Annotated in this window: 10 protein-coding genes; 6 read left to right on the plus strand and 4 right to left on the minus strand. The window is 71.4% G+C overall.

What is annotated here, in order from left to right; genetic code table 11:
• Window positions 1-131 precede the first annotated feature (131 nt).
• Window positions 132-383 carry a hypothetical protein gene (locus tag AC07D6_RS03395; RefSeq protein WP_479041615.1) on the minus strand — a complete coding sequence of 84 codons (252 nt, stop codon included), beginning with the start codon at window positions 381-383 and terminating at the stop codon, window positions 132-134.
• Window positions 380-8113, minus strand: a complete 7734-nt coding sequence (locus AC07D6_RS03400) for a ricin-type beta-trefoil lectin domain protein (protein ID WP_479042309.1) — start codon at window positions 8111-8113, stop codon at window positions 380-382. Before AC07D6_RS03400 ends, AC07D6_RS03395 begins: the two co-directional genes overlap by 4 nt.
• 646 nt (window positions 8114-8759) lie before the next feature.
• On the opposite strand from AC07D6_RS03400, the gene AC07D6_RS03405 reads away from it, so the two are divergent.
• Window positions 8760-11939 carry an FG-GAP repeat domain-containing protein gene (locus tag AC07D6_RS03405; protein ID WP_479041617.1) on the plus strand — a complete coding sequence of 1060 codons (3180 nt, stop codon included), beginning with the start codon at window positions 8760-8762 and terminating at the stop codon, window positions 11937-11939.
• A 143-nt stretch (window positions 11940-12082) separates the two neighbouring features.
• Here AC07D6_RS03405 and AC07D6_RS03410 read toward each other — a convergent pair whose 3' ends face one another.
• Entirely contained in the window at window positions 12083-13474 is a 1392-nt protein-coding gene (locus tag AC07D6_RS03410) for an ROK family transcriptional regulator (protein ID WP_479041619.1), read from the minus strand.
• Between the two features lie 188 nt (window positions 13475-13662).
• Here AC07D6_RS03410 and AC07D6_RS03415 point away from each other — a divergent pair, with 188 nt between their 5' ends.
• The 4 genes from AC07D6_RS03415 to AC07D6_RS03430 all read left to right on the plus strand — a co-directional run bounded on the left by AC07D6_RS03415 (window position 13663) and on the right by AC07D6_RS03430 (window position 19430).
• Complete coding sequence (locus AC07D6_RS03415; protein WP_479041621.1) at window positions 13663-15342, plus strand: ABC transporter substrate-binding protein; 1680 nt, start codon at window positions 13663-13665, stop codon at window positions 15340-15342.
• 89 nt (window positions 15343-15431) lie between these two features.
• Window positions 15432-16421 (plus strand): ABC transporter permease, encoded by a 990-nt coding sequence (locus AC07D6_RS03420; protein ID WP_315879080.1) that lies wholly within the window; start codon window positions 15432-15434, stop codon window positions 16419-16421.
• A gap of 19 nt (window positions 16422-16440) precedes the next feature.
• Window positions 16441-18435, plus strand: a complete 1995-nt coding sequence (locus AC07D6_RS03425) for a dipeptide/oligopeptide/nickel ABC transporter permease/ATP-binding protein (protein WP_479041624.1) — start codon at window positions 16441-16443, stop codon at window positions 18433-18435.
• Window positions 18432-19430: an ABC transporter ATP-binding protein gene (locus AC07D6_RS03430; protein WP_479041626.1), complete on the plus strand. Its 999-nt coding sequence runs from the start codon at window positions 18432-18434 to the stop codon at window positions 19428-19430. The genes AC07D6_RS03425 and AC07D6_RS03430 overlap by 4 nt, the downstream gene beginning before the upstream one ends.
• A gap of 127 nt (window positions 19431-19557) precedes the next feature.
• On the opposite strand, the gene AC07D6_RS03435 is transcribed toward AC07D6_RS03430, so the two are convergent.
• Window positions 19558-21741, minus strand: coding sequence for an alpha-galactosidase (locus AC07D6_RS03435; protein WP_479041628.1), 2184 nt, complete (start codon window positions 21739-21741; stop codon window positions 19558-19560).
• 203 nt (window positions 21742-21944) lie between these two features.
• Here AC07D6_RS03435 and AC07D6_RS03440 point away from each other — a divergent pair, with 203 nt between their 5' ends.
• Window positions 21945-22967: a LacI family DNA-binding transcriptional regulator gene (locus AC07D6_RS03440; protein WP_479041630.1), complete on the plus strand. Its 1023-nt coding sequence runs from the start codon at window positions 21945-21947 to the stop codon at window positions 22965-22967.
• Window positions 22968-23046: the final 79 nt, after the last annotated feature.

Below are 23046 nucleotides of genomic sequence, written 5' to 3' on the forward strand. Positions count from 1 at the left end.
TTGCCGTCAGCGTTGCCGTCAAACGACTCAGAAGCCCCGCCGAGATTACTCCCGGCGGGGCTTCTGATATATCCAAGGACATTCCGCCTTGCCGTTGCGGAAACAGACGGATCAGAGCAGAGCTCTATCCATCAGTCCAGTTGATCCAGTTCAGCACGGATTCCTTCTGCTTCGGCGCGAGCGGCGGCCGCTTCGGCGGCAGCTCTCTGGCGATCTTCCTGATAGATGAGAACGCCGGCCAGTGAGTCCAGAGCGTCTGCAATCCTTTCCCGCCACGCGGCAAAAGATTCAGTTTCACGCCCACCCGGAGGCTTTTCGGATCGCACTTCTCTCAATTTCTTAAGTGCGGTGCGCAACTCTGGAGAGACAGGCACGAGGCTCACCCGCGTCCACCGATTTGAGGCAAGAACCGCTGGCAGGCAGGGCACGGTGCGATCAGTTCACCATGATCCTCAATTGGGAACGAATTCCCTCTACCGCCACCGCCGATCCTGACAGACTGGAACGTCGCCCCCTCTAGCGGGATGCCGGCGCTCTCGAACTGAATGGCACACCCAACTTCCCCGCACCCGCCATGGTGTCCGGAGTTAGCTACTGCTCTCGCTGTCTGCGGAGGCATTGCACCACTGCGCGTATCCGTTGCATAGGAGAAACGGACATGCTCTCCATCCGCAGAGGTAATCTTCGTAGCAACATTGGGACGCGATTCCGGACTCATACTCAGCGCCTCGTCTGCGAAGTCGAGCAAGTCATCATCGGCCTCCCCACAGTTGTGAACGAGAACCGGCGCCGCCCCCGCCAGCACATAGTACGTGTGGGAGTCGGAGACGGTCAGGTTGTGGACGGTGGCGCTCCGCGTCGTCCAGCGCTGGACCGCGGTGATCTGGACGTGGGTTCCGGCGCTGGTGCGGAGCCACTGGCCGGAGCGCAGGTCGGTGGCGTCGACCCACTCGCCGAGTTCGGGTATCCAGAAGGGGTGGCCTTCGGTCGCGGTGACCTGGGCCGTCTTCGTGCCGGCCCCGCGGTCGGTGTCGACGGTGACCTTGACCAGGTGCTTGAGGCCCTGCCCCTTGATGGCGGCGGTGACCGTCTCGACGCGGGTCTTCCCGGTCTTCGGGTCGGTGGCCAGGACCTTGTCGCCGGGCTTGACCTTCTCGATCGGCTTGGTGGAGCCGTCGGCCATCAGCACCTTCGTGCCGGGGGTGAAGCTGTTGTTGATCGGGCAGGAGCCGCCGCCTTCACCGGCCTTGCCCGCGCCGCCGCCTCCGCTGGATCCGCCGCTGCCGCGGGAGGACCCTCCGGAGTTGCCGCCGGGCTTGCTCGAACTCGCCTTGCCGCCGCCTCCGCCCTTGCCGGCGCCCACCGCGGAGGACACCTTCGGCGCCGCCTTGGCCTGGGCCTGCTTGTGGACGGGGTTGCCGGTCTTCTTGGTCTGGTTGACCGCCTTGTCGCTGGTTCTCTTCGCCTGTTCTGCGGCTTTCTTCTTGGCCCGTTGCGCGGCCTCCTTCTTGGCCTTCTCGATGGCGGCCTTCTTGGCTCTGAGGGCCGCCGCCTCGGCGGCCTTCGCGGCCTTGAGGACGATCTCGGCGGCCTTCTTCGCGGCCTTGAACGCCTTGATGGCCTCGATCGTGCGGCTGACGGCCTTCAGCACCGACGGGATCTTGCCGAGCTTGGTCCACGGGATCGCGTCGATGATGATGCTGCCGCAGGACCACATGTCGCCGCCGAAGCAGGCCATCGCGTCGCCGAGGCCGATGAAGTCGCTCAGGACGCTCCAGGCCGCGCCGAGGATCACCGAGGTCAGGGACTTGCCCATGGTGGCCTGCGCCTGGGCGACCTGCGCCGCGGACAGGCCCGCGCCCCGCAGGGCGGCGGCCCGCTCGGAGTCGGTCAGGGTGATCGCCAGGCCCGTCGGGTCGGCGTGGGTGACCGGGTTGTTGTGGGCGTACGCGTACCCGTTGGACTGCAGCGGGTCGTTCAGGTCGAGCACCGGGTCGGCGGAGAGGAAGCGTCCGACCACCGGGTCGTAGAGGCGGGCGCCGAGCGGCGTGTAGCCGGAGGCGTCGTCGCGGGTGGCGCCGAGGAACCCGGTGTGGGCCTTCATGTTGGCGCCGAGCGAGCCGGTGCCGCGCTGGTTGCCGAACGGGTCCTGCTTGCGGATCCGGACCGGCATCGTGCCGCTGAGCGAGACCTCCGCGTAGGTGGAGCCCTGGTGGTCACCGGTGAGGGCGACCAGGTACTCCGCCCCCGCCCCGTGGGCGTAGCGCAGGACCGCGCCGCCGGGGACGGCGTAGGTGCGCTGGCTGTTGAGCAGCGCACCGCCCTGCTGGACGGTCACCTCGGCCTCGCTCAGGTGCAGCGTGGCCTGCTTGCCCTTGATCGTCAGCAGTCGGCTGCCGTCGGGGCCGTAGACGTGACGGGTGTCGTTCTGCGGCGCCCACAGTTGCGCGGCGGACGTGGCGGAGCACGCGGCCAGCACGACCGGGGTGGAGTCCGCCGAGGCGGCGTCCTTCACCGCCAGGCACAGGGTGGAGGCGGTGTGGACGAGCTGCCCGGCCGTGGTGCGCTTCAGCCGCTGGGCGTCCGAGCCGTCGCACGTGCGGATCTGCACCGCCGACCCGGCCGTGTTGGCGGCCGGCTGGACGCACCAGTCGTCGTAGATGGACAGGGCGCCGACGTTCGAGTCGGCCTGTCCCGCTTCGGGGCTGAACCTCCAGCTCTGCGCCACGGAGGTGTTGCAGGAGTGGAGCTGGACCGGCTGGGCCGGTGCCGCGAGGCCGGACTTGAGGTCGAGGCACTTCTCGGCGAGGCCCACGTACGGGGTCCTGCCGTTGGCGCCCTGGCCGGTGATCCGGTCGACCTGGCCGTCCCAGGTCCACGTCAGCGACTGCTTGTCGCCGTTCTGGGTCGAGGTGATCGACTTGGTCTCGCCGGAGAGCTCGTACAGACGCTCCGCCTCGGCCGTGACCTCCGCCCCCTGCGGGGTGGTGTACTTCTTCGTCACCTTCGTCAGGGTGCGCGGCTGGGAACCGTCCGCCTTGCCGTAGGCGTAGGTGGTGGTGGTGTCCTTGGCCGTGTTGCCGGTGAGGTCCTTCTCGACCAGGCTCTTGCGGTTGCCGAGCAGGTCGTACGCGTACTCCTGCCAGTAGCCGGAGCCGTCCTCACCCGCGGCGACGTTCAGGGTGCCGTCGGTGTTCTTCGGGGAGGCGCAGCCCCCCTCCGCCTTGGCGGTCCAGGCGGTTTCGAGCTGGCCCAGCGGGTCGTAGGCGAAGCACTGCCGCTCCTCGATCCCGACCGCCTGCTCGTGGATCGAGGTGATGTTGCCGGCCGGGTCGTAGGCGTAGCCCCGGTTCGACACGAGGTTGTCGCTGACGACGGTGTTGTCGGCGGCCGTGCCGCCCTTCTCCCGGTAGACGAGCTGGTTCAGCAGCGCGCCGCTGGACTCGTCGTACGAGTTCTGCGTCCACACGCGGTAGGGGTGGGCGCCCAGGGTGGAGCGCATGAGCTGGCCGTAGGAGGAGTAGACGATCTCCGAGCCGTACCAGTCCTTGCCGGAGACCGACCGGGGCAGGCCCTCCTCGTTGTAGCGGAAGACCAGCTTCTCGGAGGCGAGTGCGCCGGCCTTCGGCAGGACGGCCTCCTTCAGCAGGCCGGTGTCGGTGTACGCGTAGGTGTACGTGTACTGCTTCGGCAGCCCCCAGGTGCCGGCGAGCGCGTCCGGCAGGGTCAGCGTGGTCGACGTCGGCTGGTAGTCCTTGGTGTAGCCGTTGACCTCCTGGACGTACGGCAGGCCGTCCGTCCACCGGGTGATGGTGGCGGGCAGGCCCTTGCCGCCGGGCACCGTGTCGTAGGCGAAGGCGGCCAGGACCTTGCCGTTGGCGTCGTCCTCCCGCTGTTGCTTGGGCCGCGACAGCACGTCGTAGGCGTTCCACACCGTCACGCCGCGGGCGTTGGTGACGGTCAGCGGACGGTCGCGGTGGTCGTAGACGGTCCTCGTCGTGCCCGAGTCCGGGTCGGTGGCCGTCTCCATCCGGCCCCGGTGGTCGTACGTCCACGTCCACGGGCGCGTCGGGTCGGCCGAGGAGACGGCCTTGTCGAGCCGGCCGCGGGGGTCGTAGTGGTAGCTCATCGACGTGAAGCCGCCGGGAGCCTTCGGGTTGAACGTGTCCACCCGCGAGGTCCGGCCCAGGGCGTCGGTGTAGACCCGGTAGGAGGAGGCCCCCTGCGGGTTGATCACCTTCGACCAGTCGGCGCCGTACTCGTAGCGGGTCGCCCGGTCGGTGGCCGGGACGCCCTTGAGGACGGGCGTCTCCTCCAGGACGCGGCCCATGCCGTCGTACGTGTACCGGGTGGCGTTGGGCATGGCGGTGTTCGGCAGCGCCGTGAACAGCTCACCGGGCTTGACGTCGAAGGTGAGGTAGGCGTTGTTGGTCTGCCTGATCTCGCCCAGGCCGTCGTAGAGGGTGTCGGTGATCAGGTGGCCGCCGCCGGTCGCCTCCTCCTGCGTCTGCCGTTCCCGGCCGAGCCCGTCGTAGAAGGTGACGGACGTTTCGACGCGGTTCTTGTGGCCGCGCGCGTAGGTGGTGACGTAGGGGGGCTTGCGCGGCTGGTCGGCCGCGACCTTCGGGATGGTGTAGACGGCCTTGAAGTCCGGCACCGCCGACGCGGACGGGGTGCGGCCGGGGGCCCATCCCTCGACGAGGCGGCCCAGCGGGTCGAACCTCGCCTCGCTGACGTGGTTGTTGGCGTCGGTCGTCCTCACCGCAACCGAACGGCCCGGGTCCAGTTCCTGCTTCTGGCTGTGGCCGAGCGCGTTGGTCTCGGTGACCTCGAAGACCTGGCCCTGGGGCGGGTCGAAGGTGATCGTGGAGGGCTGCTGGTCGGGGTCCGTCCTCCGGACGACCCGGCCGATCGCGTCGAACGCGACGGTGCCGTCGGACTGGAAGCCGGTGCCGTCGCCCTTCAGCGACCACGTCTGGGTCGCCAGGCCGCGCGTGCCGGCGCCGAGTTCGGTCTGGGCCGCGTTGTACGCCGTCTGGCCGTCGTAGCCGGTCCGGGTGGCGGAGGCGAGCGTCGCGAGGTCGGAGAAGTCCGCGTTCGCGCACGTGGTCGGGGAGACGAGGACCTGCTTGGACAGGCCGATGAGGTTCTTGCCGGTGTGGTGCAGGTATTCGAGCTTGGTGCAGGACTCGTCGCCGCTCCTGCCGGTGTCGCCGAGCGACTCCACCAGGGTCGGCAGGCCGTGCACCGGCTCGTACGTCGTCTTCGTGCGGACGACCCGCTCGGTGCCGGGGTCGGTGGTGTTGGTCCCGGAGGACTTGGTGTACGCGATCTCCTCGGGCTCGGTGACGCGCCAGGCCCGCAGGGGGGCCAGGCCGTCGCCGCGGTCGCGGCTGGCGAGTTCGGTGGCGGCGGGGACGGTGACGCTGCGCGAGAGCCAGTCGGTGTCCGCGGCGGCGGCGCTGGTGTAGGTGAGCTCCTCGGCGATGCGGCCGGCGAAGGGCTCGCGGTCCTTGGCGATCTCCGCGCCGGTGATGTCCTTGACGGACACGGTGTCGCCCATGCCGCGGAAGTAGCGGGTGACGGACTTGGACTTCTTGCCCGCCTCCACACCCTCCTCGGGGCCGGTGACGACGGTGGTCTGCTCGAAGCCCGCGAACTGCGAGTACGTGCGCGTCGCCTTCTTGGAGAACTCCTGGTCGGCGAGTTTCCAACCAGCGTTCTTGTACGCGTAGGACGTCAGCGTGGGGAAGGCGCCGTCGACGTTCGGGAGCTCCTCGACGCTGCTCACGACGTACTTGTGGAACCAGTCGATCTCTTCGTCGGTGCGTTCCGGATCGGGGTGCCAGTACATCGGGTAGCACAGGCGGGTGTTGGCCTTGAGGGCCGCCGTCTGGTCCTTGGTGGGCAGGCCCACGCCGGTCGCGCACTCGCCGGTGGCCGGCTTGTAGGTGATGACGGTGTCACCGCCGTACTCGTTGATGACACGGGCGATGCGCAGGCGCGAGAAGCCCGGGCGCTGGGGGTTGAAGCCCTTGACGCGGTTGGGCATGTCCTCGGCGTTGGACTCGAAGCGCACCGGGTTGAGGGTGACCTTCGCGTCCGACGCGCCGTTGCGGCCGTATCCCGTGCGGGTGATCGCCTCCAGCCACAGGGCCGGGTTGGGGCCGATCTTCAGCGTGGGGAAGTTCTGCGTGAGTTGGTACTCGTCCACCAACTGGTGCGCGGTCACGCCCCGGAGCCGCTGCGCGGTGGTGCTGATCTTGTCCAGGCGCTTGCGGGACCAGAACGTGGGACCGGCGTTCCAGCACATCTTGCCCGACTGGCACCGCAGGTCGGCCGGGGTGTCGTACCAGATGCGGTACTTGCCGGGGTCCTTGGAGGTGAAGTTCGTCTCCGAGCAGGTGACGCCGCCCTTGTCGTAGCAGCGTTCCTCCACGGCGAAGCTGACGCGGGCCGGAGCGGCGGTGGAGAAGATGCTGCCGTTGGCGTCCTTGCGCTGGCCGTAGTCGATGTGCGACAGGTAGCCGCCGCGGTGGTACTCGACCGGGGCCTTGAAGTTCAGGTTGCGCGCGTAGTAGTTCTTCTCGCGCTGCCACCACAGCGACATGGCGTTGCCGTGGATGTCCTCGACGTAGTCGAGGCTCCAGCGCCAGCCCTGGGTGCAGGACGAACCGGCCCAGTCACCGGCCTTGTAGCAGTCTTCCGCGGGGTGGTTGCCGTACACCGGCACGGTGAGCACGGACTGCGTCTGCGGGTCGTCGTCGGCGGTGGTGGTGGTGCCCTGGTCGGACCAGCCGGGCAGCTTGTTCTTGCCGAAGTGGTACTTGGTGCCGTCCTTGGTGGTGACGATCCAGTACTCGCCGTTGCGGGCATCGTTGTCGGTGTTCTCACCGATGACCCGCTCCACCTTGGAGCCGTCGCCGTTGGCGGTGAACCACTTCCCCTCCGTCGCGTCCCACACCAGCTCGGTGGTCGTGCCGCCCAGGGAGAGCGTGGCGTTGTTCGACCCCCAGCACAGGTCAGGCGTGCGATGGGTGGCGTTGTTCGACCCGGCCTTCTTGGAGTCCTGGCGGCAGTTGACGTACGTCCGGGTGATCGAGCCCGGATTGTAGTCCCAGCCGTCGCCGATCCAGGAGGCCTGGTTGTTCGTCGCCGAGGTGCGGCCGTCGACCGTCTGCGAGGAGTACCCCAGGGTGACCTTCGGCGTCAGACCGCCGGCCGTCTCGGGGACCTGCACCTGGTACGAGTACGTGAACGCGCCGCTCGACGCACCCGCCGACCAGGCGCCGGAGGAGAGCAGCGGGGTCGCCGCGAAGTCGCCGACGGGGGCGTTGGCCTTGTCGGTCATGCCGAGGGCGGAGGGCCCGGCCGCGTCGACCGCCGGCAGCGCGGCGTGGCGGGCGGAGGCCGTGCTCGTCCGGCTCTCGGCGGCGTCCCGGAGCTTGCCGACGGGCACGCTGCCCGAGACGAGGCTGCGCACCGCGGCGCCCTCGGCGGCGTTGGTCCGGGTGGGGGCCTTCGCGGCCGGCACCTCCTTGACCGTGCTGCTCAGGGGCTGGAAGGAGGTGGGGGCGTCCCGGCCGGCCATGGTCTCCAGGCCGCCTTCCGGGGCGCACTCGCCGGTCGCCTCACCGCTGTGCGCGCATTCGGGCAGCAGGACGAAGCCGAAGCGACCGGCGGCCTGGGGACCGAAGTAGTCGGCGAAGCCGGTCGTGTCGACGGTGACGGTGACCTGGGCCGCCGGGTCGGCGGTGGCCGGCGGCGTGACCTTCATGACCAGTCCGTGGAGGTCCACGGCCTGCGAGGTCGCGGGGGAGGCGAGGTCGACGGACCACTGCCCGGCCAGCGTGGCCGGGTCCGTGCCCGCGGGTACGCCGAGCGCGATCGGCAGGCCGTTGGAGACCGCCTTGGTGGCCCCCGGCTCGACGCCGGTCAGGTCCACCGAGCCCACTCCGTGGGTCCACGGGGCGACGGCGGTCGGTACATAGGGGCTGATCGGCACCTCCTTCGCCGTCGACAGCTCCTTGACCGCCTGCTCGTCGCCTTCGAGCGCCGTGCTCCGCGGGATGTCGGGCAGGTCGACCTGAGCGATCTCCGCCTCACGGGACATGCCGTCCCCGGGGACGGCCAGCGCCTGACCGCCCACGCTGGTCACCGTGAGCAGCGAGGACAGCAGAACGACGGTCGTCGCGCGGTTTCGCCGGCGGCGCCGTCGTTGTGAGTCCGTCACGGCCAGGCGTCCCCGCCCCAGCCATGACAGTGGTTCTGAAGCACGCATGCGCGTCGACTCCCACCCAACGAACAAAGAGAACGGATTGCGGTGCGGAAACACCAAAGAGCACGCGCCTGCCTCAGGCGCGTGCGTGCGCACACTCTGTCATGTACGGGACCGTCTTCACGGTCGTCGCGGTGGGTGCGGAGCGGCTCGCGTGACGTGCCTCACGGCGCACTCCTGATCAGAACCGGGGACCGGTGATCTTTCGAGCGGATCGGGCCAATCACTGATTCCAGGTCAAGAAGGTGTCCGTGAAAGGGATGTGGCACCGCAAATACCCGCTCGGATGGCCTGTTCTCATCGTTATGTTAAATCCCGGTAACGGGAGATCGTGTGGACGTCGCGTGGTGGCCGTGTGATCGTGTGCAGATCTGTTCGCCCTGCGGCCCGGCTGACGGGCTGTCTGTGCTGTCCTCCATCCACCTGGTCCACACGGGAGTAGACCGCCGTGTCCGCGCCGCCTCGTCTTCTCCGTCCGTTCGTGCGCACCCGCACACGGCTGACGCTCACTCTCGGCCTCGTCCTGGCCGCCCTCACCGCCACGCTCCTGCCCTGGTGGCAGCCGAGCGCGCCCCCGGCCGCCCAGGGGGCCAAGGCCGCGACCGGCGCCAGGCAGGCGTCGACCGGTCCCCGCGACGAGGCCGCCGCGTCGGCGGAGGCCCGGCGGACCGGCAAGAAGGTGCTCGTCGACACCGCGACCACCCAGACCGAGCTGACCTGGGCACTGCCGAACGGGCGGATGCGCACCCAGGTCCACGCCCTGCCGCAGCGCGCGAAGAACGCCGACGGCGTGTGGGCGCCGATCGACACCACGCTGCGGCGGGTGGCGAACGCCGGCGCCCTGGGGGTCCGCCCGGTCAACGCGGCCCTCCCGGTCCGCTTCTCCGGCGGTACCGCGGCCGCGCGCACCGACCGCTCCTACACCCGCCTGCCGCTGGCCGACCGGCCGCGCGGCGGGGAGACCGTCCTGGCCGAGGTCGACCTGGGCGGCCACACGATCGCCTACACCTGGCCCAACGCCCTGCCCGAGCCAGTGCTCGACGGCCCGCGCGCCCTCTACCCCGAGGTGCTGCCCGGCGTGGACCTGCTGCTCGTGGCGCGGCAGGAGGGCGGCTTCGGCCAGCTCCTGGTCGTCAAGAACCGCGAGGCCGCGCGGAACAAGGAGCTCGCGACCGTCACGTACGGCCTGCGTTCGAAGACCGCGGTCTTCCGTCAGGACGCGAAGGCCGCCCGCGTCCGGATCCTCGACAGGGCGGGCAAGGAGGTCGGCACCATCCCGACCCCGTTCGCCTGGGACTCCAGCGGCCGGGACCCCGAACTCCCGGCGGGCGCGCCCCGGCGCACCTCCGTCGCCACCCCCGCCGACGTCCTGAGGCTCTCCGGCCTGTCCGGCGCCGAGCCCGGCGCCCGCTCCGCCCAACTGCCGGTGGCCCTCGGCGGCGACGGCACCGGCACGGCCCGCCTTGGCCTGCGGGTCGCCGAGACCGGCCTGCTCACCGACGCCGGGACCCGCTTCCCGGTCTTCGTCGACCCGCCGCTCAACAGCGCTTCGCTGGGGTGGACCGTCGCCTACCGGCGGTACCCGAACAGCAGCTTCTGGAACGGCACGAACTTCTCCTCCGGCACCTCCGACGCCCGCGTCGGCTACGAGAGCGACACCGGCGGCCTCGCCCGTTCCTTCTGGCGGATGGAGTTCTCCTCCGCGTTCAAGGACGCGGTGTTCACCGAGGCCACCTTCAAGGTCCTCAACAACCACTCCTGGTCCTGCACCGAGCGCCAGTTCGAGTTCTGGCTGACCGGTTCGATCTCCACGAGCACCACCTGGAGCTCCCAGCCGGCCTGGAAGAAGCTGCTGCAGAAGAAGTCCTTCGCGCACGGCTGGAACCCGCCCTCCGGGTCGAGCAACTGCCCCAACGAGTACGAGGCGTTCGACGTCGAGGCCGCGGCCCAGGAAGGCGCGAACAACGGCTGGTCGAGCATCACCTTCGGCATGCAGGCCACCAGCGAGGACGACACCCAGACCTGGCGCAAGTTCCAGGCGAGCTCGGCCGTCCTGGAGGGCGAGTACAACCGCGTGCCGTCGGAGCCGACCGACGGCGAGTCGGACCCCGGCGACAAGTGCGTGCCCGGTCCGGACGCGAGCGTGACGGTCGGCCTGCAGGACATCACCCTGAAGGCCACCGCCAAGGACCGGGACGGCAACCTCTCCAAGCTCCGCTTCCGCTTCTGGAAGGACGGCACCGCCGCTCCGGTCGGCGTCACGGCCACCCCGGACACCAACGGCACGGCCCGGGTCGTCATCGACGCCGCCGACATCAACAAGCAGGACTCCGCCGTCACACCACTGGTGGACAAGGGCCTCTACTCGTGGGACGTCAGGGCCGAGGACTCCGCCGGTGGCCTCTCCACCTTCTTCCCCCCCGGGACGGCGCCCTGCCGCATCACCGTCGACGGCAGCGCCCCTCCGACGCCGACGGTGTCGAGCGCGGACTTCCCCGCGGCGACCGCCGACGGCAAGACCTGGTCGAAGCAGCCCTTCGGCAAGCCCGGAACGGTCTACTTCTTCTCGAGGGGCGCCAGGAAGATCAAGTACCGGTTCGAAGGGGTGGGGGAGTACAGGGAGCTGTACGTGCCGGGCACCGGAATGGTGGTCGTGGACGACTTCGCGCCTCCGCACGCCGGCCCGAACACCCTCCACGTCTACGCGTACGACGAGGTCGGCAACGCCAGTGCCCGCAGGGACCACTCCTTCTACGTGAAGCCGCGGGACCTGGGCGACGGCCCCGGTGACGTCGGCGGCGACGGCACCCCGGACCTCCTCCTCGTCAACTCCGGGGGGAACCTGCGCACCTACAGCGGCTCGCCCGGGGGCGAGCTCCACAGCGGCATGACCGCCTCGTACGTCACCAAGGGCTCGGCGCTCAACCCGGCCGGGCACTGGTACGACCCCGCCACCGACAAGACGGCCCTGATCACCCACTACAACGACGCCTACCCCGGCGACGGCACCACCGACCTGTTCGCCGTCACGCCCGACGGAACCCTCTGGCTCTACCCCGGCGACGGCTACGGCAGCTTCAACGTCGACCACCGCATCGAGGTCGAACTGCCCGCGGGCGTGCCCGCGCCCTCGACGTGGACGCAGATGAAGGCGGTCGGCGACATCACCGGTGACAAGCTGCCCGACCTCGTCCTGCGGACCGGCACGTCCTTCTGGGTCCTGTCCGGCTACACCGGCGCCACCTTCCGCAGCGCGACCCTGATGAACGACGACGCCTGGGCCCGCCGCGACATCGTCAACCTCGCCGACATGAACAAGGACGGCACGCCCGACCTGCTCTGGCGCAACCTGGACAACGGCAACGTCTACGTCCGCCACGGCAAGCCCGGCTCCACCGCGGGCAGCGTCGACCTCAACTCGCTGATGGTCGCGGCGAACGCCCTCAACGGCGACTTCCCGTTCGGCACCGGCTGGACCGAGGCCGCCGTCTCCACCGCCATCGGCATCCCCGACATCAACAAGGACGGCGTCCCCGACGTCTGGTCCCGCACCGCAGCCGACGGCACCGTCAAGATCCACTACCCCTCCGCCAGCACCGTCAGCGGAACCAGCAAGACCGTCATCACGACCAACTGGAACGCCGTCAAGGCCTTCGGCTGACCCGGCCGCCCCGAAAAGCCCTGCCCGCCCTCACGAGGGCGGGCAGGGCTTCGCCGTACCCATCCGGTCCGATGCCGTGGCCGTCACGCCCACCGCGCCCGTCGCGGCCGGGGCGACGGGCGCGGCCGGTCCGCCCCGCGGTGTCAGCCGCCGTGGGCCGCGCGCACCGCCGTGCCGCCCGGCTCCGCGTCCGCCAGGTTGCCCGGGAGGCGCAGGCCCTGGCGCAGGGGGACGAGTTCGGACTGGAGCACCATCGTCGCGGCGCCGATCGCCGGGGCGGTGGCCGCCGAGGTGGACAGGCGCACCTCCACCGGGTGGGTGGCGCGGGAGAAGAAGGCGCGGTCCATCTCCTCCTGGACCACCGGCAGGTACGTCGAGCCGGCGATGGCCAGGCTCGGGCCGGTGAGGACCAGGAGCTCCAGGTCCATGACGTTGGCCAGGGTGCGGGCGGCCACCGCGAGGTGGCGGGCCGAGTCCTCCAGGAGGGCGCGGGCCGCGGGCTCGCCGTCGCGCGCCGCCCGGGCGACCGCCGCGAACTCCGCGGCCACGGAGGGCCGCGGGGGCTTGTTCCCCTTGCCGCTGGTCAGGCCGGCCGCCCTGGCGAGCCTCCTGTCGGCGCGCGCGGCGGCGACGACCGCGGCGGGACCGGCGAGGATCTCCGTGCAGCCCCGGGCGCCGCACCAGCACTCGGGGCCGTTGACGTCGAGGCAGACGTGGCCGATCTCCCCGGCGTTGCCGCTGGCGCCGCGGTAGGTGAGGCCGTTGATGAGGAGGCCGGCGCCGATGCCGGTGCCCATGTACAGGGCGGCGAAGGTGGCGGTGCCGCCGACGACGCCGGACCAGTGCTCGCCGAGGGCCGCGGCCGTGGCGTCGTTGTCGAGGAGGACGGGCAGGCCGGTGGCCTCCTCCAGGGCGCGGTCGAGGGGGAAGTCCTCCCAGGAGCGCATCGCGGGCGGGGTGAGCCGCATCCCGGCGGCCGGGGCGAGCGGGCCGGGGGAGACCAGGCCGAGGCCGGTGATCCGGGACCGGTCGACGCCGATGCCCTCGATCAGGGCCTCGACCTCGCGGGCCATCCGCCCGACGACGACGGGCGGGTCCTCCTCGCCCGCTCCGGCCCGCGACATCCGGGCGACCACGGAGCCGCCGAGGTTGGTGAGGACGTAGGTGATCCCCGACAGGTCCAGGTGGACCCCGACCGCGTAGCGCGAGTCCTGGTTGAGCTGGAGCAGGACCCGGGGCTTCCCGCCGGTGGACTCCGCGCGCCCGGTCTCCAGGACGAGCCCGTCGTCGATGAGCCGGCGGACGACCGTGGAGATGGTCGCGCCGGTGAAGCCGGTGGCCCGCGCGAGGCCGACCCGGCTGATCGTGCCCGCCGCGCGGATCACGTCGAGGACGGCCGACCTGCTGCTCGCGTGAGGTGTGGTCTGAGCCGGTCCACTCACTGGTTCCTCCGCCCGCGCCTCGTGCGCGCCGTCCACGACGTCCAGGTCGAACAGCGGCGGGTCGCGCCACTTCCGCCAGCTTAGTTCACGCACCTTACGAAGTCCCCGGGCCCGCACGGCTCCGCGGCCGGGACACGGCGGGAGCGGGGTCCCGCAACCCGTGACGGGGTATTGACTTTCTTTATTCGGCGTCTTAACAATCTCGCCACCAGTTCGACGCCCCAACGGGCGGCGCTCCCAAGCACGTTCGGCGTGCCGGCCGGTGACGAGAGGACCAAGGGATGTTCCTGCAGACCAAGCACCGGCGCGCGCGTACGGCGGCGGTCGCGGCGGCGGCCGCCGCCGCGCTGCTGGCCGGCTGCTCCGGACCGGGCGAGAGCTCCTCCGGGAACGACGCGCTGGTCGTCTTCACCGGCCAGTCCGGTGACTACCAGCGCAACTACAACCCGTACTCACCGACCCTGATCGACGGCCCCGGCACCATCTTCGAGGGGCTGTTCTTCTACAACCTCACCCGGCGCGCGGAGCCCGAGCCGCTGCTGGGCACCGAGTACCGGTGGAACGAGGAGGGCACGGAGCTCTCGGTCACCCTGCGCGACGACGTGAAGTGGACCGACGGGGAGAAGTTCACGGCCGACGACGTGGTGTTCACGCTCGACATGATCACCAAGTACCCGACCATGAACGGAACCGGTTACAAGGGCAAGGCCACGGCCGTCGACGACACCCACGTCAAGATCTCCTTCGACAAGCCGGCCTTCATGGAGGGACCGCAGATCCTCGGCAAGATCTGGATCGTGCCGGAGCACATCTGGGGCAAGATCAAGGACCCCTCGAAGGACCGGATCGAGAACCCGGTGGGCACGGGCCCGTACATGGTCGACGATTTCAAGGCCCAGGCGTTCACCCTCAAGGCCAACCCCGGCTACTGGGGCGGCGAGCCGAAGGTGAAGAAGGTCCGCTACCTCTCCCTCTCCGGCAACCAGGCCGGTGCGGACGCGCTCGCCGCGGGGAAGATCGACTGGCAGACCGGCCCGGTCCCGGACCTGGCGAACGTCGAGAAGAACTACCCGGGCTACCGGGCCGTCACCGTGCCGATGAACCAGACCGCCCTCTTCACCTGCTCCAACAGCGCGCTCGGCTGCAAGGGCCCACAGACGGACCCGGCCGTCCGCAAGGCCATCTACCACGCCCTGGACCGCGGGCAGATCAATTCGCTCGCCTTCCAGAACACCTCCTCGGAGATCTCCCCCGGATTCGCGCTCCCCGGCCGCGACGACAAGATCATCTCCAGTGGGCTGAAGGACAGGACCGCGCCGATGGAGCCCGACGTCGCCACGGCGGCCCGGCTCCTCCAGGGCGCCGGCTGGACCAAGGGGTCCGACGGGATCTACGCCAAGGACGGCAGGAAGCTGGAGCTCACCGTCAAGGTCGTCTCCGGCTGGACCGACTACATCACCGCGGTCGACACGATGGCCCAGCAGCTCAAGAAGGCCGGGATCAAGCTCACCGCCCAGCAGCTCTCCTGGAACGAGTGGTCCGACGCCCGGGGCCAGGGCGAGTACGAGCTGATCATCGACGCCCTGACGCCCGGACCCGCGCCCGACCCGTACTACCTCTACTACTACTTCTTCTCCGGCGCGACGACCGCGCCCGTGGGCGAGGCCGCGAACCCCAACTTCTCCCGGTTCAAGGACGCGGCCGTGGACGGGGCCCTGGAGAAGCTGAAGTCGATCGCCCCGGACGACACCGCGGCCCGGCAGGAGCAGTACGACGTCATCCAGACCCGGCTGGAGGAGGTCATGCCGTACATCCCCGTCCTGACCGGCGGCACGACCAGCGAGTACCACGCCGACAAGTTCACCGGCTGGCCGACGCAGGAGGACCTGTACGCCTTCCCGGCCATCTGGAGCCGCCCCGACCACGCGCAGGTCTTCAAGAAGCTGAAGCCCGCCGCGTGAGCGCCGGCCCGGTCGAGAGGTCTGTGCACGGCTGAGCCCGAGCGGCTGAGCGGACGAGGAGGAGCCACGGCGATGGGCGGCGACAGGCGATGAGGTACTACTTCCGGAAGCTGGCGTTCTACGCGGTCGCCCTGTGGGCGGCGCTGACGCTGAACTTCTTCATTCCGAGGATGATGCCGGGCAACCCGGTCGACACCCTCATGGCGCGGCTCCAGCAGCGCGGCGGCTCCGTGGACCCGTCGGTCCGCAGGTCCTACGAGCTCCTCCTCGGCACGGACAGCCGGGAACCCCTGTGGGACCAGTACCTGTCCTACCTGGGCAATCTCCTGAGGGGCGAACTGGGGGTCTCGGTGAGCGCCTTCCCCGCCCCCGTCTCGGAGGTGATCGGGGACTCCCTCCCCTGGACGATCGTCCTGGTGGGGATCGCGACCCTGCTCTCCTTCGTGCTCGGCACCGTGCTCGGCACGGTCGTGGGCTGGCGGCGCGGCACCTGGCTCGACTCCCTGGTGCCGGCCACGACCGTGCTGGCCGCGGTCCCCTACTTCTGGCTGGCGCTGATCCTGGTCGCGGTCTTCGCCTCGGCACTCAAGTGGTTCCCGCTGCTGGGCGGCTACGACGTCGTCCTGGACCCGGGCTGGAACTGGGAGTTCATCCAGTCGGCCGGGTACCACGGGACCTTGCCGGCGCTGACCATCGTCCTCTCCTCGATGGGCGGCTGGCTGCTCGGGATGCGCAACATGATGGTCTCGACCGTCTCCGAGGACTACGTCCTCACCGCCCGGGCCAAGGGGCTGCGGGAGAGGCGGATCATGGTCGCCTACGCCGCCCGCAACGCGGTCCTGCCCTCCGTCGCCGGCTTCGCGATCTCACTGGGCTTCGTCGTCGCCGGTTCGATCATCACCGAGCAGGTCTTCTCCTACCCGGGCATCGGCGGAAAGCTGCTCCAGGCCGTGCAGAACAACGACTTCGCCCTGATGCAGGGGATCTTCCTGGTGATCACGGTGGCCGTACTGGGCGCCAACCTCGTCGTCGACCTGCTCTACGGCCTCATCGACCCCCGCACCCGAGCCGGTGTCTGAGAGACAGGGAGCCCGCACCGTGACGAATCCCGGCCCGGCCACCACCGAGGCGGCCGAACCCCTCGCCGCCACCGCCCCGGCCGCGCCCGGCGCGCCGCCCGGCACTCCCGCGGGCAGCGGCTGGCGCTCGCTCCTGCCCCGCTGGTCGCCCAAGCTCGGCATCGGCCTCGGCCTGGTCGCGGCCATCACCCTCTTCGGCGTCCTCGGCCCCTTCTTCGTGGGCGACCCCGACCAGGTGCGCAACATGGGGATGACCGCGCCGAGCGGCGAGTTCCTCCTCGGCACCACCCAGACCGGCCAGGACGTCCTCGCCCAACTCGCCCACGCCACCCGGGGCTCGCTCCGGATCGGCCTGCTGGTGGGCGTCATGGCCACCTTGCTGTCGGCCGTCTTCGGCATCGTCGGCGGCTACGCCGGCGGCGTGGTGGACGAGGTCTTCTCGCTCGTCTCCAACGTCATGCTGGTCATCCCCGGTCTGCCGCTGGTGATCGTCATCGCCGGGTTCGTCCCCGCCGCCGAGCGCGGCTGGTGGACCATCGCCGTGGTGCTCGCCGTCACCGGCTGGGCCGCGTCCTCGCGGGTGCTGCGCGCCCAGACGCTGAGCCTGCGCAACCGCGACTACGTGGCGGCGGCGCGGGTGGCCGGGGAGAAGCCCTGGCGGGTGGTGTCCGTGGAGATCCTCCCCAACCTGCTGCCGCTGCTGGCCTCGCAGTTCGTCTTCGCGGTGATCCTGGCGATCCTCAGCGAGGCCGGCCTGTCCTTCCTGGGGCTGGGCGCCTCCAACTCCTCCACGCTCGGCACGATGCTGTACTACGCGCAGAACGGCTTCGCGCTGCAACGGGAGGCGTGGTGGTGGTTCGTCCCGCCGGGCGTGGTCATCGCGCTGTTCGGCTGCGGACTCTCCCTGATCAACTTCTCCATCGACGAGATCATCAACCCCAGGCTGCGCGACCTCCCCGAGGCCGCCCGGCGGGGCCGCCGCAGGCACGCGCCGGCCGTGACCGCACCGACCGCGACCGCACCGACCGCGACCGGGTCGGCCGTGACCGCGCCGGCCTCTCCGGCGGAGGGACCGGGGAGCGTGTCCGGCCACCCCGACCCCGTACTCACCGTCGAGCGGCTGAACGTCGTCTACGGGGGCGAAACGCCGGTGCACGCCGTCAAGGACGTCTCCTTCGTCCTCGGCCGCGGCGAGATCCTCGGCCTGGCCGGTGAGTCCGGCTGCGGCAAGACCACCCTCGCGTACGCGATCAACCGGCTGCACCGGCCGCCCGCCGAGGTGGCGTCGGGCTCGGTGACGTTCCACGACCGCGACGGCACCGACGTCGACGTGCTGGGCCTGGAGAGCGAGGAGCTGCGGCGCTTCCGGTGGGCGAAGCTGTCGATGGTCTTCCAGGGCGCGATGAACGCGCTCAACCCGGTGATCTCCGTCCACGCCCAGCTCGACGACGTCCTCACCACCCACCGCCCCGGGATGACCAGGGCCGAGCGGCGCGAGCGGTGCGCCGAGGTGCTGCGGCTGGTCGGCGTGGACCCCCGGCGGCTCGACTCGTACCCGCACGAGCTGTCCGGCGGGATGCGGCAACGCGTCATGATCGCCATGGCGCTGCTGCTCGACCCGCAGGTGATGATCATGGACGAGCCGACGACCGCGCTCGACGTGGTCGTGCAGCGCGGCATCCTCAGGGAGATCCTGCGCTTCCGGGACGAGCTGGGCTTCGCCGTCGTCTTCATCACCCACGACCTGCCGCTACTCCTGGAACTGAGCGACCGCATCGCCGTCATGCGCGGGGGCGAGGTCGTCGAGTACGCGGACGCGGAGGAGCTCCACCGCAATCCGCGGCACCCCTACACCCGCCAACTGCTCGACTCCTTCCCGAGCCTGACCGGCGAGCGCGGCTCGTTCGTCCGCACCGGGGAGGCGAGCGCGCGGACGCGGGAGGACGACGCCCCGGCCGACGGCGCGCCGCCGGCGCCCCGGGACCAGCACACCGACGAGAGGGCCGCCCGATGACCACGCTTCACGTACGCGACCTGGTCAAGGACTTCTCCGTCCGGACCGGGCTGCGCCGCTCCAGGCTGCGCGCGGTGGACGACGTCTCCTTCTCCCTGGCGCCCGGGCGGACGGTCGCGCTGGTCGGGGAGTCCGGTTCGGGCAAGTCGACCGTCGCCCGCATGATCGCCCGGCTGGAGCGGCCCACCGGCGGCCGGATCACCGCCACCGCCGCCGACGGCACCGAGATCCCCGACCGCCGCTACCGCGACCACGTCCAGATGGTCTTCCAGGACCCCTTCGCCTCGCTCAACCCCTTCCACACCGTCGAGCACCACATCGCCCGTCCGCTGAAGCTGCACGGCGTGACCGGGACCGCGGCCGAGACCCGGGAACGGGTCGAGCAACTGCTGGAGCGGGTCAACCTGCACCCGGCGGCCGACATCGCGCAGCGCCGCCCGCACGAGCTCTCCGGCGGCCAGCGGCAGCGCGTCGCCATCGCCCGGGCGCTCGCCCCCGGCGCCCGGGTCGTCGTCGCCGACGAACCGGTGTCCATGCTGGACGTCTCCATCCGGCTGGGCGTGCTGAACCTGCTCGCCCGGCTCCAGCGCGAGGACGACCTCGCCGTCCTCTACATCACCCACGACCTGGCCACCGCCCGGCACTTCTCCGACGAGATCCTGGTGATGTACCGGGGCCGCGTCGTGGAACGGGGCGCGGCCGACGAGGTCATCCTCCACCCGCGGCACCCCTACACCCGGCTGCTCGCCTCCGCCGCCCCCAACCCCGACGTGTCCGCGGGCCGCACGGAGCTGCTCTCCGGCACCCGCGCGGTCGAGCCCACCGGACCGGGGGCGGCCCCGCCGGCCGACTCCGGCTGCACGTTCCGCGACCGCTGCCCCCAGGCCATGGACGTCTGCTCCCGGCCGGTGCGGGACCACGCCGTCGCCCCCGGCCACTTCGCCAAGTGCTGGCTGTACGCGGACGGAACGGACCGCGCCGACCCGGCCCGGTAGCGGCGCCGCCCCGCCCCTCCGCCCGGCTGTTCCACCGTGCGGAGCGGACCGGCCGGACCGACCGGGGACGGGCGGCCACCGGCCGGGGCGCCCCGCCCCTCCGCCCGTCCCCGGCCGGCACGGGACGCTACGGCAGACGCGTCGCCCTGACCAGCACCAGCCGCTCCGGGTAGAGCACGGGCGCCTGGAGGCCCGCGGCGGCCAGGACCCGGCCGGGCAGCACCACCCCCTTCGGGGTCCACCAGGGCAGCTCCGCCCCCCAGTGGTGCGCGTTGCCGTCCGGTACGTCTCCCGGGGGCTGCGGGCGGACCCGGTAGGCGGCGTCCGGGTCCAGGCCGGGCAGTACGACCGGGCCGGGCGGATAGAGCGCGGAGGTGGCGGTCGCGACGAGCGCGTAGAGCGCGTCGGAGCCGTCCTCGGCGACGACGCCGTGCACCTGGTAGGCGGGATCGGGGTGGTCGGCGTGGACGGCGGTGCCGGTGTGGAGGAGGCCGCGCAGCTCCTTGTAGAGCGCGATCCACTCGCCGAGCCGGGTCAGCTCCCCGGGGTCGGCCGAGGTGAGGTCCCACTCCACCCCGAAGTGGCCGAAGAGGGCGGTGCCCGCGCGGAAGTCGAGGACGTGGCGGCGGCCGGTGGTGTGCGCGGTGCCGGAACCGACGTGGGTGCCCATGAGTTCCAGGGGGATCAGGGCGTTGGTCCACCGCTGGATCTGCTGCCGTTCCAGGGCGTCGATGCAGTCCGAGACCCACACCCGGTCGGTGTGCTCCAGGATGCCGAGGTCGACCCGGCCGCCACCGGAGGAGCAGGACTCGATCTCGACGGACGGGTGGCGCCGGCGCAGTTCGGCGAGGAGGCGGTAGGCCGCGAGGGTCTGGCCGTGGACGCCGGCGCCGCCGGTGGGACGGTGTCCGGCCTCGACGAGGTCCCGGTTGTGGTCCCACTTCAGATAGGCGATCGGGTAGTCGCTCAGCAGCGTGTCCAGGCGCTCCAGCAGGTACGCGTACGCCTCCGGGCGCGCCAGGTCCAGCACTTGCTGGGAGCGCGCGGCCCCGGGCAGCCGGTTCCCGGCGGCCATGATCCAGTCGGGGTGGGCGCGGGCGAGGTCGGAGTCCTCGTTGATCATCTCGGGTTCGACCCAGAGGCCGAACTCCATGCCGAGGGCGGTGACGTGGTCGGTGAGGGGGGTCAGCCCCTCGGGCCAGACCTCGTCGGAGACGTACCAGTCGCCCAGGGCGCGCCGGTCGTCGCGGCGGGAGCCGAACCAGCCGTCGTCGAGTACGAACCGCTCGGCGCCGACCGCGGCGGCGGCGTCGGCCAGGGCGCGCAACCGGTCCAGGTCGTGGTCGAAGTAGACGGCCTCCCACGTGTTGACGACCACCGGGCGGGGGGTGGAGGGGTGGTGCGGCCGGGCGCGCAGTTCGCGGTGGAAGCGCGCGGAGAGCTCGTCGAGGCCCCGGGCGCCGTAGGAGCCGTAGCACCAGGGCGTGGAGTAGGTCTCGTCCGGGCCGAGCAGGACCTCGCCGGAGAGCAGCAGTTCGCCCGCGCCGAGCAGGGAGACGCTGTGGAAGGTGCGTTCGGCGAAGGTGCGGTGGTTGCCCGACCACGCGGTGTGCACGCCCCAGACCTCGCCGGAGCGGTTGCCGAAGCCGCCGGTGCCGGCGACGAGGAGGTAGGCGGAGTCGTAGCCGGTCCGGCCGGTGCGGTTCTCCCGCATCCGCAGCCCCTGGGTGAAAGCGGTGCGCTGGGGGCTGCGTTCGCGCAGGTGGTGGCCGGTGAAGTCGAGCAGTTCGGTCGCGGTGGCGGGAACGGGCAGCGTGAGGCTCACGGCGTCGACGGCGAAGGGGACGGCCCCGCGGTTGGTGACGGCGGCGCGCTGGCGCACCAGGCCGGCGGCGGTGAGTTCCACGGTCAGCTCCAGTTCGAGCTCCGCGTCCGCGTCGGCCGCGCGGACGACCACGCGGCCGCCGTCGCCGTCCCGCCCGCCCACCGCCAGGGACGCGTCGCGCACCCGGAAGGCCGTCGAGAAGTCCCGGCCGGCCCGGTTGCCGGACAGGCCGGGGGTGCCGAGCCAGCCCGCGGACTGCTCGGGCAGGACGGAGACCTCCACGGGGCCGTCCACGGAGAAGCCGATGGGCTGTGGCCGCCGGGCCAGCCGGAGGGCCTCCAGCCCGGCGGCGTCGAGCGGCCCGAGGTCCGCGCCCCAGTGCGGCACGCGCGGCAGGGTGTCACCGGTGAGGTCCAGTACCAGGCTCACACCCGCGGCACGCAGGTGTACGAGACCCGGATCGAGCGGGGCGGAAGGCGCTGCCACGGTGATCAACATCCTTATGTCGGTCCCCAGGGGGAGACGCTCATGACTGGTTGACTTACTTTGTTCAGCGACGTAAGAATCACCGAGTGAGCCGGTCCGCACAAGGAGGAGCGACCGGTCGCCCTCCTCGTCCCCCCTCCGCCGGGCCGTCACCGCGCGCGGGCGCGGAGCGGATCGGCCTCGTCTCCGCCGGCCCCGGTACCGTGACCACCATCGAGCCGGACGTGCCGCCCCGCGCGGTCGCGTACCGCGAACCCACCGGTGAGCCGCTCGCGCCGGCAGACCCGGAGAAGGAGGTGCCCGTGACCGGACGGGACGGCACCCGCGCCCCGCGCCCCTTCCCGGAGGGCCCCGGCACGCCCGCCGGCCCCGGAGGGGCGGCGGGCTCCGGCGCGGTCGGACTGGTCCTCGCCCGCCCCGCCCGACTGCTCGGCGTCGAACCGTTCTTCATGGAGTTCATCACCGGGATCGAGGAACGGCTGGCCGAGCGCGGCATGTCCGTGCTGCTGCACATCGTCGGAACGCACGACGCGGAGACCGAGGCGTACCGGCGCTGGGCGGCGCGGCGGCTGGTGGACGCCGTGGTGGTCGTCAACCTCACCGGTGGCGACCGGCGCCCGCGTGTCCTGCGCGAGCTGGGGCTGCCGTTCCTGCTCGCCGGCACCTGGGAGGAGGACCCGGCGGCGCCCGCCGTCCGCACGGACGACGCCGGCCCCGTACGCGACGCCCTGGGGCACCTGCTCGGACTCGGCCACCGTCGCGTCGCGCGGGTCAGCGGCCCCTCCGAACTGCTGCACACGCGCGCCCGCACGGCGGCGCTCCTCCAGGGCTGCCGCGAGGCGGGCGTGCCCGAGCCGGTGACGGTCGAGGGCGACTACTCCCACGAGGCCGGCGAACGGCTCACCGCCGGGCTGCTGCAAGGCCCCGAGCCGCCGACCGCCATCCTCTACGACAACGACGTGATGGCGGTGGCCGGTCTGGGCGCGGCCAGGGACCTCGGCGTCGACGTGCCCGGGAGGCTGTCGCTCGTCGCCTGGGACGACTCCACGCTGTGCCGACTGGCGTCCCCCGCGCTCACCACCATGAGCGTGGACGTGCACCGGTACGGGTTCTCCGTCGCCGAGTCCGTGCTCGAACTGATCGACGGCCGGCCCGTCCGGGAGCGCTGGTCGCCCACGGCCCGTTGCGTGCCGCGCGGATCCACCGCCCGCCGCGCGGAGACCTGACCGGGCCCCGGGCGCCCCGCCCGGGGACGGGGGCACCACCGTTATTCCGTTGCCGGCCCGCACCGCCCTTCGGTCGAAT

It is taken from the genome of Streptomyces sp. NPDC045287, from assembly GCF_056432325.1.